Origin of the sequence: Pseudarthrobacter sp. C4D7, from assembly GCF_013359725.1 — a bacterium.
Lineage (GTDB): Bacteria > Actinomycetota > Actinomycetes > Actinomycetales > Micrococcaceae > Arthrobacter.
Genome location: NZ_JABFMW010000026.1, coordinates 13,133 through 26,185, shown reverse-complemented (window position 1 = coordinate 26,185; position 13,053 = coordinate 13,133). Strand labels below are relative to the sequence as shown.

Here is a 13,053-nt window from a genome sequence, read left to right as displayed (position 1 = left end):
CATTTTGCTCCCCCCACAACAGCCTTTGAGCCCCACGGACCAGGTCCAGAACCTCATCCTGGAAAGCGCCGATTTCGAGGACTTCCTCAACGAGTTGGCGCGCTTTTCCGCGCACCAAATGGCAGGCGACGGCGATGACGCCCTGTGCGGCATCACGTTGCTCCGCGACCGCAAGGCGGCCACCATCGGCTGGAGCAGCGAATCGGCGCGGGAGGTGGATGAAATCCAGTACTCCCTGGCCCAGGGCCCGTGTTTGTCCGCGGCGAAGGAAGAGCGTGAAGTCTACGTTCCTGACCTGTTGCAGGAGGACCGCTGGGGTCCTGACTATGCGGCCGCGGTTGCTTCCCACGGCTTGCGCTCGGTGCTGTCGCTGCCGTTCAACCTTCAGGGGGAAGCCAAAGCCGCCCTGAACCTTTACTCCGACGCCCCGCGCAAGTTCGACGGACCGGCCGCGGACAGGGCCAGGGACTTCACCAGGGAAATCTCCGAAGCCCTGCGGCTCGCTGTCCGGTTCTCGCTGCACGCTGACAGTGCGTCAAACCTTCGGGCCACACTGGAATCGCGGACCATCATCGACATCGCCATCGGCATCGTTATGGCGCAGAACCGGTGCAGCCAGGAAGCCGCCGTCGAAATCCTCACGGAGGCGTCCAGCAACAGCAACACCAAGCTGCGGGACATCGCCAAGTCGTTGGTGGATTCGGTCGGGGGCGCCGGTGCGCGGACCCACTACCAGGAACCGGGCAAGGTCAGCCCGGGTTCGCGGGCCTGAACGGCAGGTTGTGCGGGGGCCCGGGGAGGGTTACGCTTGCGGAGGTTGAGCCGTCGGCCATAGAACCTCTTTTGGAGTACCTATGGACCGCGCGCTAGACGCACTCGTTAGCCTTGATGTCCCTGCGGACATCGTCCGGATTGAAATCCGGGGGGCCCTTCACCACGAATCCCGTGCTGAACTGGTCCACATCATCCGCCGCGTCCGGAGGATGGGCATCCGTTGCCGCATCTGCGTCGATCTCTCACAGGCTGGCCTCGTGGAATCCTCGGCATTGGCCGGACTGCGCAGCGACCTCAACGCCATGGACACCAAATCCGTCCCGGGCATTCCCTCCGCAGGGGTCTCCCTGCAGCTCACCCCCGCAACGCGCGACTGGACTGCCGGTGATGACACCCGCCGGCGGCCGCTCCTGGTGGACGATGACGTGCGGGAACTCTTTCCCGGCGGCGAGCACGCAGGCGAATTCCCCCAACTGCCGGTCATGTGGATCGAAGAGCTTTACGGCCGCCCGCTGACCGAGTACACGGACCAGGAACTGCTGTACGCCAGCGACGCCACCTTCGCCCTGCTGGATAACCCGGCAGCCCCCGACGGTGCCGACCTGCTGGGCCGCTACAACGACATCGGCCTGGAAATCCTCCGCCGCCAGCAGGAACCGCAGGCCCCTTTCCCGGCAACGGAGGGGCAGGCCGCCAGCTGACGCCTGCGCCACCGAACGGTTACCCCCGGGCATTGCCGCGCGGCGTCCGGCTGGGCTTACGGTAGGACTGTGCCGTATGAGGGGGAGGTCAGTGCGCAGCACCGGAGCGGGGTCCTGAACGCCCGGCTGCTGGCGGATGCGGCTGCCCTGAAGCGCTTTTCGCGCCGGACGTTCCTGACCGGCGCCGGCGTCTCCGGACTGCTGGCCGCGGACATGCTGATGACCCGTGAAGTCCAGTCCCAGCGCCGCAGCACCAGGGTCCTCCCCGTCGCCGACGACTTCGCCGACGCCTACTACAAGGACGCCAGCTGGTTCCTGTTCCCCGGCTACAAAACCAGCTGGGAAGAAGCGCAGTGGATCCTGAACACCCTTCGGGGCTCGCTTAACAAACGGGCCCGGCTCGCCGCCGTCGGATATTCCAACCTGGGCCTGAACATCACCGAGGTGGTCCACGCGATCACCGACTACATCGCCGCCGAGAAGATCACCAAGCTCTTCTTCTACGGGCACAGTTTCGGCGGCATGCTCGCCACACAGGTGGCAGCCCGGCTGCTGGCCCTGGAGGGCGTCCAGGTCCAGTTCATCCTCCTCGACTCCACCCCCTACAGCGCCCACGACGTCCTGGACCAAAGCTGGTTCGACGGCGTGGTCTTCCTCTATGAAAGCGGCGTCCGGTTCCCCTCAACGCTGCGCGGCGGCTACGAACTGGGGGAACGGATCATCCACAAGGACGAACGGAGCTGGCGCCAGATCCTGAACCAGACATTGGAGCAGCTCTCACCCATTGCCCCTTCCAACGTCCTGGTCCAGACGGAGTCCGCCTACATCTACCACTTCGAGGGAAGCCAGTTCGCCGGAAAACTTGGCACGGCCAGGATGGCGTACATCGGCAACCCGAAGGACGCCACCGTCGACTATGAAACCGCGGCCGAAACCTGGGCCGTCGTCTTCAAGGACAACATGGTTTCCAGCAACCTGCAGACCACGGGGGCCGCGCCCGCGCACGCCAGCCCGGGCTGGAACCCGCAGATCTACCGGCCCCTGGTCACGGGCCTGCTGGACGAGTTCTTCCCGCTGCCCCGGGGCGGCTCCCGGGTCAGTATCTTCTAGATCTGGTTCTTCAGGTCCGCCACCGAGTTCAGCACCTGGTTGGGCCGGAACGGGTAGGCGGCGATGTCGTCCTTGTGCGTGATGCCGCTGAGGACCAGGACGGTGTGCAGCCCTGCCTCCATCCCGGCAATGATGTCCGTGTCCATCCGGTCGCCGATCATGGCCGTGGTCTCGGAATGGGCATCGATCTGGTTCATGGCCGACCGGAACATCATGGGGTTCGGCTTGCCCACAATGTAGGGCTCACGGCCGGTGGCCTTGGTAATCAGGGCCGCGATGGCGCCCGTGGCCGGCATTGGGCCGTCCTTGGACGGGCCCGTGGCATCCGGATTGGTGGCGATGAACCGGGCGCCGGCCAGGATCAGGCGGATGGCCGTGGTGATTGCCTCGAACGAGTACGTGCGCGTTTCGCCGAGCACCACAAAGTCCGGGTTCTGGTCGGTGAGGATGAAGCCCGCCTCATGCAGCGCCGTCGTCAGTCCGGCCTCGCCAATGGTGTACGCACGGTTTCCCGATTCCGCGCCGCCGGCGGAGACCTGGTCCTTCAGGAACTGGGCTGTGGCCAGGGCTGAGGTCCAGATGTTCTCCTCGGGGATCTCCAGCCCGGAAGCGCGAAGGCGGGCGGCAAGGTCGCGCGGCGTGAAGATGGAGTTGTTGGTCAGCACCAGGAAGCGCCTGGACGTGTCCACCCAGCGCTGGATCAGTTCGGCCGCTCCGGGGATGGGCTGGTTTTCGTGCACCAGGACGCCGTCCATGTCCGTCAGCCAGCACTCGATCTCCTGGCCGCTCCGGTATACCGCCGCGTTGCCTGCTACCTGGTCCTTGTCCGCCATGCCCTGCCTCCGCCTGTGATGTTTGCCCGAAGAGTCCAGTCTAGTGTTGAAGGGTGAACCAAACGCCCGGCATGACAGATGAACCCGACCGCCAGCCCGGGGAGGCCGAACCCGAAAAGGCGGAGGTCGGCGTCGGGCCCTGGGAAGGGGAACTGCCCGAAGGCGACCACTGGGACCCCGACCTCCTGGCCGACGGCGACCGGCGCAACGTGCTGGACAAATACCGCTACTGGAAGCACGACGCCATTGTGGCGGAGCTGGACTCGCGGCGGCACAACTTCCACGTGGCCATCGAAAACTGGCAGCACGACCTGAACATCGGCACCGTGGTGCGCACCGCCAACGCCTTCCTCGCCAAGGAAGTGCACATCATCGGCCGGCGCCGGTGGAACCGCCGCGGGGCCATGGTCACCGACCGCTACCAGCACGTCCGGCACCACACGACGGTGGAGGACTTCGTCCAGTGGGCGGAAGGGGAGGGGCTGGCGATCATCGGAATCGACATCTTCCCGGATTCGGTGCCGCTGGAGACGTACGAGCTGCCCCGGGACTGCGTGCTGGTGTTTGGCCAGGAGGGGCCGGGCCTGACCCCGGAAGTCCACCAGGCCGCCGTCGCCACCCTGTCCATTGAGCAGTTCGGCTCCACCCGGTCCATCAATGCCGCCTCCGCCGCTGCCATCGCCATGCACGCCTGGATCCGCCGGCACGTGTTCAACCAGCACGTGTGAGTATTACCGACCGGTGACCCGAAACACCCTGCCAGCCCGGGAATGGCTAGGATGGTGCCAAGCCGTAAGCGGTCTATTTGAGGGTCATCCACCCACAGACGAAACTCAGCAGAGGAGCCAGCATGCCCATTGCAACCCCAGAGATCTACGCCGAGATGATCGACCGCGCGAAGGCGGGCGGATTCGCCTTCCCCGCCGTCAACGTCACGTCCTCGCAGACGCTGAACGCAGCGCTCCGCGGCTTCGCCGAGGCGGAGTCCGACGGCATCGTGCAGGTCTCCACCGGCGGTGCCGCCTACTGGTCCGGTGCCTCCACCAAGGACATGGTGGCCGGTTCCCTGGGCTTTGCTGCCTTCGCCCGCGAAGTGGCCAAGAACTACGGTGTCAACATCGCCCTGCACACGGACCACTGCCCCAAGGACAAGCTGGACGGCTTCGTCCTGCCGCTGCTGGAAGCCTCCGAGGCTGAGGTCAAGGCCGGCCGCAACCCGCTCTTCAACTCCCACATGTGGGACGGCTCGGCAGAGACGCTGCAGGAGAACCTGAAGATCGCCCGCGACCTGCTGGCCCGCACTGCTGCCGCCAAGATGATCCTCGAGGTGGAAATCGGCACCGTCGGCGGCGAGGAAGACGGCGTGGAGAACGCCATCAACGACAAGCTCTACACCACGGTGGAGGACGCCCTGGCCACCATCGACGCCCTCGGCGCCGGCGAGAACGGCCGCTACATCACGGCCCTGACCTTCGGCAACGTGCACGGCGTGTACAAGCCCGGTGGCGTCAAGCTGCGCCCGGAGATCCTCAAGGACATCCAGGCCCAGGTGGGTGCCAGGATCGGCAAGGACAACCCGTTCGACCTCGTCTTCCACGGCGGCTCCGGCTCCTCCGACCAGGAGATCGCTGACGCCGTCTCCTACGGCGTCATCAAGATGAACATCGACACCGACACCCAGTACGCCTACACGCGTCCGGTGGCGGACCACATGTTCAAGAACTACGACGGCGTCCTGAAGGTCGACGGCGAAGTGGGCAACAAGAAGACCTACGACCCCCGCGTCTGGGGCGCCTCCGCCGAAGCCGGCCTGGCAGCACGCGTCGTGGAAGCCACCAAGCAGCTCGGTTCCGCCGGAAAGACCTTCTAGATGTCGGACGAGTTCCGCCGGAACCTGATGGGGCCGGAGCCCACGCTCTTGCCTGCCGAAACCGAGGTGAACGGCCAGCTGGAGGCCGGCCACGAGGCACTGGACCTGGTTGCCAAGCACCCCACGTCCTCGCTGCTCTGGGCCGTGCTGGCCGAGGAAGCGTGGACGGAAGGACGCACCATCGACTCCTACGCCTACTCCCGGGTCGGCTACCACCGGGGCCTGGACGCGCTGCGCCGCAACGGCTGGCGCGGGGTTGGCCCCATCCCGTGGGAGCACGAACCCAACCGCGGATTCCTGCGGGCCCTCTACTCCCTGGGCCGGGCGTCATCGGCCATCGGCGAGGCTGACGAGACGGACCGGATCGAGAAGTTCCTCAACGACTCAGACCCCACCGCGAAGGCTGCCATCGAAGGCAAGTAGGGGGCCTTTGGGCTTAAACGACGACGGCGGGTGGTCACCTTTCCTGGAAAGGTGACCACCCGCCGTCGTTCGTTTATGGCTTGGCGATGCCCGTACGTGCCATGGCGTCGGTGTACGCCGCCCGCATGTCATCGAGGTATTCCTCCTGGCGGGCCGGGGAGCCGGCGAACGCGCGGCCGCTCAGGGAACGGACCTTGTAGGTCTTCAAACCACGGCGCCACAGCAGCGGTACCTCGGTCTTCAGCAGCAGGTTGGCCAGGCGGTTGGCTTCGGTGCCGTGCGCCACGATGACCGAGGCGCGGGGCACCAGGGCAAGAAACTTCAGCAGCGGCTTCAGGCCGGCCTGGATCTGGTCCGGGGTGAACTTGCCGTTGACTTCGCCCGGAACGTGCCACGGATGGACATTCCACGGCATGACGAACTCGGGACGCAGGCCCAGCGTCCACTGGAGGCCGAGCATGCGGGTGGCGGCGTCCTGGTCCCCGGCGGTGATGAACCCGGATGGGTCGGCCTCACCGATGTTGGAGAACAGGCTGATGATGCGGCACTCCTCCACGTCGTGCATGGGATCCACGTAGGGGACCACGGTTCCCGGCTTGGTCTCCTGCAGGGAGTCGCAGAGCTCGTTGACGGCAGCAACGCTGGGTTCGTAGCGGCGGCTCATGAGCTGTTCGTGGAATGTTTCGGGTGCCAGGGCTGTCATGAAGTACTGGTTCTCCTGCGGGGATTGGCGTTGCTGCCGCCACAAAAAAGAGCGCGCCATAGCGCACCACATTTGCGGTGGTTGATGGGGGTGGACCGATTCCTGGTCGGACTTACCTAGTTTAGCAAGCCTGGCAAAACGAAACGCCGGTCGCGTGCACCTGATTCAGGCAGGGCACGGAACCGGCGTTTCCAGATCCACCTTCCGCAGCTACCAGAGGCGGCTGGTGGCGCGGCGCGCGCCCTCCCCAAGGGCCTCCAGCTTGGCGAAAGCGATCTGGGGGTGCACCCTGCCGCCCAGGCCGCAGTCGGTGGAGGCGATGACGTTCTCGCGGCCCACGACGTCGGCAAAGCGGACAATTCGGTCGGCCACCAGGTCAGGGTGTTCCACCACGTTGGTGGCGTGCGAGACGACGCCAGGGATAATGACCTTGCCCTCGGGGAGCTTGGTGTCCTCCCACACGCGCCATTCGTGTTCATGGCGGACGTTGGCTGCCTCGAACGAGTATGCGCCGGCGTTGACCTGCAGCACCGAGCCGACGATGTCCGCGAACGGAATGTCCGTGGTGTGCGGGCCTTGCCAGGAGCCCCAGCAGACGTGCAGGCGGATCTGTTCCTGCGGCAGGTCCCGCAGTGCCCAGTTGGTGGCCTCCACGCGCAGCTGGATGAACTTCAGGTAGTCCTCCAGGCTCGGCTCGGGGTTGATCTGGTCCCAGCTCTCGGCCAGCGATGGATCGTCCAGCTGCACAGTCAGGCCTGCGTCGATGATGGCCTTGTATTCCTCGCGCATGGCGTCGGCGCAGGCGTACAGCAGTTCCTCGTCGCTTTTGTAGTACTCATTGGCCACCCGGGCGCAGGAGCCGGGGGAGAGGGATGCTACGAAGCCGTCCGAAAGGCCGGCCGCAGCCAGGCCCTTCTTCAGGTTCCTGATGTCGGACGCCACCAGGTCCTGCCCTGTGTAGGTCAGGGGACCGGCAATTTTGGGCTGGGTGACGCTCTTGCGGTGGGCCAGGATGCCCGAGGACGGATCGTTGTAGGCCTCGTTGAATGCCTGCCGGTCGCGCCGGTCGGGGAAGGAGGTCAGCACGATGTTGCCGGGGGAGGAGCGGTGCACCTGGGCGTCGGCCCAGCGGTCCACGTTGGTGGGCTCCAGGCCGCCCAGCCGCGCGAAGGAGTAGTTCCACCAGGCGCCGTAGTCAACGGAGCTGGACATGGTGTGGCCGTATTCGCCGTCATTGGGAATGTCGATGCCCAGGTCCTTCTGGCGCTGGACCACGCCGGCCACGGAGGCCTCCAGGAGGTCCAGGAACTCCGGGGTGACGCCCCCGGTCTCCTTGGCGGCGTTGGCCGCGATGAGCTCAGGGGTGCGGGGCAACGATCCGGCGTGGGTGACGCGGATGTGGTCTGTGTTCAGGGGCATGCTGGAAGCTTCCTTTCCATCGGTCCTGGCAGTAGCACCTTCCGCCCCGGCAGGAGTCCTGCTGGGGCGTGGTTGCTGCGGCGTCATCGAGCCAGGTCTCTCGGCCGCTCCGGATGGTTCACTCTCACATAAATCCAGACAGCCGCCCCGGGGCAAATCAGCACCTCTTTGTGTCGCGGTGTTCCGTCCCCCCGGCTCCGCCGGATTCCACGGCAGTGCTTACAGGATTTGTTCAGGTTATTGACAGGTTTCGTTAAGCTTGGTTGGCTGAAGTCACATGCCGCTCCGGCGAGGGAGCCGGCCGGCGGCACCCCGATGCACTCGAAAGAGGTAAAGCACTGTGAAGAAATCCCTGGCATCTTTCAGGACCCTTGCTGTCTCCGGCGCGCTGGCGCTCGCCGTCGTCGCAGGACCTGCCCCACTGGCACACGCGGTGGGCGAGGGCCCCAACTTCGACGGCAACGGCCAGATCACCACGTCAAAGCTGGCCACCTACGAACAGATGGTCTCGTTCCTGAAGGACCAGGACGCCCGCCAGCCGGCAATGGAGCTGGAGGTCATTGGGAAGACGGTCAAGGGCCGGGACATCCACCTGGCCAAGTACATTTCGGATCCCGCCAAGCCCACCATCCTGTACCTGACCCAGCAGCACGGCAACGAGCAGCTCACCACCGAGGGTGCCATGGAGTTCATCAAGCACCTGGGGACCGGTAAGTCCGCGGACATCCTCAAGGGCGTGAACATCCTGGTGCTGCCCATGCTCAACGCGGACGGCGCCATGGGGGACGTGAACTTTTCCCTGGACAACTACCTTGCCAAGGGGGACCGGCACCTCACCCGCTACAACGCCGAGGGCGTGGACCTGAACCGCGACCATGTGGCCAAGGTCCAGCCGGAGACCCAGGCGCTGCACAACAACGTCATGCGCAAATACCGGATCGACTACATGATCGACCTGCACCACCAGGGCACCCGGGCCGAACGTGACGGCAAGCTGGTGTCCGGCTCCATCCTGTATCCCACCACCCCCAACGCCGATCCCGCGGTCGTCGAGAAATCCAAGCAGCTCGGCGCCGTGGTCTTCAACAACGTCGACTCCACCGGCTGGGGCCACCTGGGCAAGTACCAGGGCGGCAGCGCCGAAACCATCAGCCGCAACGGCATCTCCGTGGAATACGGCATCGCCACCCTGCTCTTCGAGATGCGCGGCATGTCGGACCACTACCTGGATGGCTACGCCCTGGGCCAGCGCAGCAACGGCTACCTGATCAAGCAGACAGTCACCACACTGACCGCCACGGCCGCCGCGATCGCGGACGGGTCCATTGCCGACGCCGACACCTCCTTCTGGAACACGCTCGCCGAACAGACATCCCGGCCTGCAGGAGAGGCTGAGGACGAATAGCCGGTCCCTCCCGCCGCGGCCTTTCGGCAGAAAGTGCCGCGGCGGGCCATAACGGTGGACAAAGTGCCCTATCGGCTAAACTTGGGTGGTAAGAGCCCCGGAACTCTTGCTTCGCTGCGCCGTGCTGCGGCTGTGCGAAGGCCGGTATGTTCGGGGCATTCTCATGAACGGCGCTGTATGGGCCCGCCACCTGATGGCCGGCCCGGGCAGTCCGAACGAATGGGGGAGGATCCCATGCCAGCAATTGTGATCGTAGGAGCCCAGTGGGGCGACGAAGGAAAAGGCAAGGCCACCGACCTGCTGGGCGGCCGTGTTGACTACGTCGTCAAGCCCAACGGCGGCAACAACGCCGGGCACACCGTCGTCGTAGGCGGTGAAAAGTACGAACTCAAGCTGCTGCCTGCAGGCATCCTCAGCCCCAACGCCGTTCCCATCATCGGCAACGGCTGCGTGGTGAACCTTGAGGCCCTCTTCCAGGAAATCGACGGACTCCAGGCACGCGGCGCCGACACCTCGAAACTGCGGGTTTCCGCCAACGCCCACCTGGTTGCGCCCTACCACCAGGTGCTGGACAAAGTGACTGAACGCTTCCTGGGCAGCCGGGCCATCGGCACCACAGGCCGGGGCATCGGGCCCGCTTACATGGACAAGGTGGCCCGGCTGGGCATCCGTGTCCAGGACGTCTTCGACGAATCCATCCTCCGCCAGAAGGTGGAAGGATCACTGCGCCAGAAGAACGAACTCCTGGTCAAGGTCTACAACCGCCGCAGCGTTGTGGTGGACGAGATCGTGGAGTACTTCCTGTCCTTCGCCGAGCGGCTCCGCCCGCTGGTCATCGACAGCACCCTGGTCCTGAACTCCGCGCTGGACGAGGGCAAGGTAGTCCTGATGGAGGGCGGCCAGGCAACGTTCCTGGACGTGGACCACGGCACCTACCCGTTCGTCACCTCCTCCAACCCCACCGCCGGCGGCGCGTCGGTTGGCTCCGGCATTGGCCCCACCCGGATTTCCCGCTCCATCGGCATCATCAAGGCCTACACCACCCGCGTCGGTGCGGGCCCGTTCCCCACCGAGCTCTTCGACGAGATGGGCATGTACCTGCAGAAGACCGGCGGTGAGTTCGGCGTCAACACCGGCCGCCCGCGCCGCTGCGGCTGGTACGACGCCGTCCTGGCCCGCCACGCCTCCCGCGTAAACGGCTTCACGGACTACTTCGTCACCAAGCTGGACGTCCTCACCGGCATCGAACAGATCCCCGTGTGCGTCGCCTATGACGTGGACGGTGTCCGCCACGACGAGATGCCGATGACGCAGACGGAGTTCCACCACGCCAAGCCGATCTTCGAGTACTTCGACGGCTGGACCGAGGACATCACCGGTGCCCGCACGCTGGCGGACCTGCCGGAGAATGCCCGGAACTACGTGCTGGCGCTGGAGAAGCTCTCCGGAACCCGATTCTCCGCCATCGGCGTGGGCCCGGACCGGGACCAGACCATCGTGGTGAACGACCTCATCAACGACTGACACGCCCCCACGGGGCAGGGATTGCGACGGCGGCAGGCCACCTTTGCTGGTGGCCTGCCGCTTGTCCTTTTTTGTGGGAAGCAATTTACACAGGCTTAACGCGCACGGTCTTGTGAGGGTCCAGGTGCCGCGGCCAGACTCGTTTGTACCATCTGATGCCCAAGGAAGGATCGTCATGGCCGGAACATTTGAAGCATTCATCGACGCTGACGCGTTTTTCCGGTTCCGGCTCCTGGCTCCGGACGGGGCCGTCATTGCCGTCTCCGGGCCCTTCGAAGACAAGGCTGCCGTGGTGGCAGGGATCGCGGCGGTCCGTGAATGTGCCGGGACCGGGCTGGTGACCGACCTGTGCCCCGCCGGAACCGTGTCCCGTCCCGCGGCTGCACCTGCTGCGGCCGCTGCCGCTGTTCCCGCCGGGCTGCCCACCGCCGTCGTACCTCCTTGTGGAGAGGAACTGGCCACCTCACCGCGGCACCCCCTTATCCCGGCCGGCGCGCTGCGAAGGTATGCTGCGGCGCCGCGGTGGACCAGGGCTGCCACCCGCTGACGTTCGGGAGGCGGCCCCGCAAAAACATTCTTTCCAAACGCGTAACCCTCCGGAGGCCCGGAGCGATTACCCCTATGAAGTGCCGGTCTGGAACCTGTCCCCCATCACGTTCCAGGCCGGCTCTTTGTCTTTCCAAACGGGTGCCAGCCCGGAGGGTAAAGTGAGGGCAGCGTTCCGGATGTACTGAACGCCCGCCATTCCACACCCTCCTTGACGGAAAGCACCACGTCAGTGACCGATGCACAGACAGAAGAGGCTCCGGACCAGCCAGTGTCCGGGACGGCCGCCTTCAGCCTGGTTTACAAGACTTACGCATCCCGGGTCCTGGGATATCTCACCGCCCGGGGAGTCGAGGATCCGGAGGCCGCCATGCAGGAAGTGTTCCTGTCCGTGCTGCCCCGGCTCCATAGCGTGCAGGGAGGAGAGTCCGGGCTGAGGACCTTCATCTTCTCCGTTGCCCACGCCCGCATGGTGGACGACCACCGCCGCCAGCGCCGGACACCGGCCAGGCTGCCCTTCGAACCCGAACTCGACCAGCGCGAGGAGACCTCCGCGGAGAAGGAAGCCCTGCTGCGCATCTCGCCGCACGAGGTCCTTGCACTGCTGGACGGGCTGCCCCGGGACCAGCGGGACGTGCTGTCCCTGCGCCTGGTGGGCGGCCTCACGGTTGAACAGACGGCGGAGACCATGGAGAAGAGTGCTGGTTCGGTGAAGCAACTTCAGCGGCGCGCGTTGCTGAAGCTCCGGGAACTTGCCGCAGTGAAGGAGTACCTCGCGCCATGACTTCCGCTTCGGAAAGCCGCGCCACCCTTGTCGAGGACATGCTGTTGGACGCAGGCTGCCAACAGGACACCGATCTCCGCGACGCCCTGCTTTCACTGGGCACCCTGTCTGCGCTGCCCACGCCTGCACCCACCGGCGCGCTGGCGGCATTGATCGCGGCAGGCGGGCCGGCCGCGGTGGAGCGCCACGTTCCGTCAGTACCGGCGGAAGAGCCCGCGGACGGACCCGCCGGTGGCGAACCGGACGTCCAGCGCGACGACGAACTGGCCCGCCGCCGTCGCCGGCACCGCCCTACCGCGCTGGGCCTGGTGCTGGTGGCTGGTATGGGGCTGGGCGTGGGCGGCGTGGCCGCCAGTTCCACCCCTTCCGGGATCAGTGCCACGGAACACGTGCTGGAGGAGTGGGTGCCGTGGAGCACTCCGGCCGCCGGGCCGCTTGCCGCCGGGCCGCTCGCAGCCGGTCCCGGGTACCGCGCCCCCACGGCTGCCCCGGACGCTGAACTTTCCGTCGCCGGTCCCCCTGCGCCGGACGGGGCCGCCAACCCCGCCCACCTTGGCTCGCCGCTTCTTCAGGATCCTGCCGGCGCCGTCCAGCCGGAGAATGAGCATGCCGGTATGCCGGCGTGCGCCGCTCCGGAGGATCACGGTGACGGCAACGGGGCGGAAGAGTGTCCGCCCGCAGCCTTCGGGGCTGGTTCCCAGGGCAACGGCGCCGGACGCAGCAAGGAGAAACCCGAGGCGGAGGGAGCGCAGGCAGAGCCACGGGACGCAGAATCAAAAGGCGGCCCCGCTGCTTCGCGCACTGCGCCCGCCGGGGAAGCCGCAGATGGGGGAGGGAAAGCGCCGGGCCCTGCGGCCAAAGCGCCGGCCCCGGACCAGGCAGGTTCACCCGCGCCGGGACAGGGCGGACGGCCGAAGCAGGCATCGGCGTCGAAATGACCTCCCGCCGGTACCACTGGGCC

14 protein-coding genes and 1 riboswitch are annotated in these 13,053 nt (G+C 66.1%); of the genes, 11 read left to right on the top strand and 3 right to left on the bottom strand.

Annotated elements, in window-relative coordinates:
- Positions 1–25 precede the first annotated feature (25 nt).
- From HNO81_RS15960 to HNO81_RS15950, 3 genes are all read left to right on the top strand, one after another.
- Positions 26–772, top strand: a complete 747-nt coding sequence (locus HNO81_RS15960) for a GAF and ANTAR domain-containing protein (RefSeq protein ID WP_254703519.1) — start codon at positions 26–28, stop codon at positions 770–772.
- Between the two features lie 82 nt (positions 773–854).
- Complete coding sequence (locus HNO81_RS15955) at positions 855–1,475, top strand: hypothetical protein (protein WP_175319092.1); 621 nt, start codon at positions 855–857, stop codon at positions 1,473–1,475.
- 69 nt (positions 1,476–1,544) lie between these two features.
- Positions 1,545–2,585: a thioesterase domain-containing protein gene (locus HNO81_RS15950; RefSeq protein ID WP_175319091.1), complete on the top strand. Its 1,041-nt coding sequence runs from the start codon at positions 1,545–1,547 to the stop codon at positions 2,583–2,585.
- Here HNO81_RS15950 and HNO81_RS15945 read toward each other — a convergent pair.
- Positions 2,582–3,418 carry an HAD-IIA family hydrolase gene (locus HNO81_RS15945; RefSeq protein ID WP_175319090.1) on the bottom strand — a complete coding sequence of 279 codons (837 nt, stop codon included), beginning with the start codon at positions 3,416–3,418 and terminating at the stop codon, positions 2,582–2,584. The two genes, HNO81_RS15950 and HNO81_RS15945, sit on opposite strands and share 4 nt — an antisense overlap.
- Positions 3,419–3,489: 71 nt before the next feature.
- On the opposite strand from HNO81_RS15945, the gene HNO81_RS15940 reads away from it, so the two are divergent.
- The 3 genes from HNO81_RS15940 (at position 3,490) to HNO81_RS15930 (ending at position 5,711) form a co-directional block, all read left to right on the top strand.
- The gene (locus HNO81_RS15940) at positions 3,490–4,146 is read left to right on the top strand and encodes a TrmH family RNA methyltransferase (protein ID WP_175319089.1); all 657 of its coding nucleotides are present in this window, start codon (positions 3,490–3,492) and stop codon (positions 4,144–4,146) included.
- Positions 4,147–4,268: 122 nt separating this feature from the next.
- Positions 4,269–5,288 (top strand): class II fructose-bisphosphate aldolase, encoded by a 1,020-nt coding sequence (gene fbaA, locus HNO81_RS15935; protein WP_175319088.1) that lies wholly within the window; start codon positions 4,269–4,271, stop codon positions 5,286–5,288.
- On the top strand, positions 5,289–5,711 hold the full coding sequence (locus tag HNO81_RS15930) for a DUF3151 domain-containing protein (RefSeq protein ID WP_175319087.1): 423 nt from the start codon (positions 5,289–5,291) through the stop codon (positions 5,709–5,711).
- A 73-nt stretch (positions 5,712–5,784) separates the two neighbouring features.
- On the opposite strand, the gene HNO81_RS15925 is transcribed toward HNO81_RS15930, so the two are convergent.
- Positions 5,785–6,414: a uracil-DNA glycosylase gene (locus tag HNO81_RS15925; protein WP_175319086.1), complete on the bottom strand. Its 630-nt coding sequence runs from the start codon at positions 6,412–6,414 to the stop codon at positions 5,785–5,787.
- 210 nt (positions 6,415–6,624) lie between these two features.
- Complete coding sequence (locus HNO81_RS15920) at positions 6,625–7,833, bottom strand: cobalamin-independent methionine synthase II family protein (protein ID WP_175319085.1); 1,209 nt, start codon at positions 7,831–7,833, stop codon at positions 6,625–6,627.
- A 13-nt stretch (positions 7,834–7,846) separates the two neighbouring features.
- A riboswitch (SAM riboswitch) is annotated at positions 7,847–7,953 on the bottom strand.
- Positions 7,954–8,173: 220 nt separating this feature from the next.
- On the opposite strand from HNO81_RS15920, the gene HNO81_RS15915 reads away from it, so the two are divergent.
- The 5 genes from HNO81_RS15915 to HNO81_RS15895 all read left to right on the top strand — a co-directional run bounded on the left by HNO81_RS15915 (position 8,174) and on the right by HNO81_RS15895 (position 13,030).
- Positions 8,174–9,238 (top strand): M14 family zinc carboxypeptidase, encoded by a 1,065-nt coding sequence (locus HNO81_RS15915; protein WP_175319084.1) that lies wholly within the window; start codon positions 8,174–8,176, stop codon positions 9,236–9,238.
- 234 nt (positions 9,239–9,472) lie between these two features.
- Positions 9,473–10,762 (top strand): adenylosuccinate synthase, encoded by a 1,290-nt coding sequence (locus HNO81_RS15910; RefSeq protein ID WP_175319083.1) that lies wholly within the window; start codon positions 9,473–9,475, stop codon positions 10,760–10,762.
- Between the two features lie 175 nt (positions 10,763–10,937).
- Positions 10,938–11,309 (top strand): DUF1508 domain-containing protein, encoded by a 372-nt coding sequence (locus HNO81_RS15905; RefSeq protein ID WP_175319082.1) that lies wholly within the window; start codon positions 10,938–10,940, stop codon positions 11,307–11,309.
- Positions 11,310–11,540: 231 nt separating this feature from the next.
- Positions 11,541–12,092: a sigma-70 family RNA polymerase sigma factor gene (locus HNO81_RS15900; RefSeq protein ID WP_175319081.1), complete on the top strand. Its 552-nt coding sequence runs from the start codon at positions 11,541–11,543 to the stop codon at positions 12,090–12,092.
- Complete coding sequence (locus HNO81_RS15895; RefSeq protein ID WP_175319080.1) at positions 12,089–13,030, top strand: hypothetical protein; 942 nt, start codon at positions 12,089–12,091, stop codon at positions 13,028–13,030. Before HNO81_RS15900 ends, HNO81_RS15895 begins: the two co-directional genes overlap by 4 nt.
- Positions 13,031–13,053 lie beyond the last annotated feature (23 nt).

What these genes read in the sequence shown, in the direction of transcription:
- HNO81_RS15955 (WP_175319092.1), top strand. Translation starts at nt 855, where the DNA reads ATGGACCGCGCGCTAGACGCACTCGTTAGCCTTGATGTCCCTGCGGAC.
- HNO81_RS15945 (WP_175319090.1), bottom strand. Translation starts at nt 3,418, where the DNA reads ATGGCGGACAAGGACCAGGTAGCAGGCAACGCGGCGGTATACCGGAGC.
- HNO81_RS15940 (WP_175319089.1), top strand. Translation starts at nt 3,490, where the DNA reads ATGACAGATGAACCCGACCGCCAGCCCGGGGAGGCCGAACCCGAAAAG.
- fbaA (WP_175319088.1), top strand. Translation starts at nt 4,269, where the DNA reads ATGCCCATTGCAACCCCAGAGATCTACGCCGAGATGATCGACCGCGCG.
- HNO81_RS15930 (WP_175319087.1), top strand. Translation starts at nt 5,289, where the DNA reads ATGTCGGACGAGTTCCGCCGGAACCTGATGGGGCCGGAGCCCACGCTC.
- HNO81_RS15925 (WP_175319086.1), bottom strand. Translation starts at nt 6,414, where the DNA reads ATGACAGCCCTGGCACCCGAAACATTCCACGAACAGCTCATGAGCCGC.
- HNO81_RS15920 (WP_175319085.1), bottom strand. Translation starts at nt 7,833, where the DNA reads ATGCCCCTGAACACAGACCACATCCGCGTCACCCACGCCGGATCGTTG.
- HNO81_RS15910 (WP_175319083.1), top strand. Translation starts at nt 9,473, where the DNA reads ATGCCAGCAATTGTGATCGTAGGAGCCCAGTGGGGCGACGAAGGAAAA.
- HNO81_RS15905 (WP_175319082.1), top strand. Translation starts at nt 10,938, where the DNA reads ATGGCCGGAACATTTGAAGCATTCATCGACGCTGACGCGTTTTTCCGG.
- HNO81_RS15895 (WP_175319080.1), top strand. Translation starts at nt 12,089, where the DNA reads ATGACTTCCGCTTCGGAAAGCCGCGCCACCCTTGTCGAGGACATGCTG.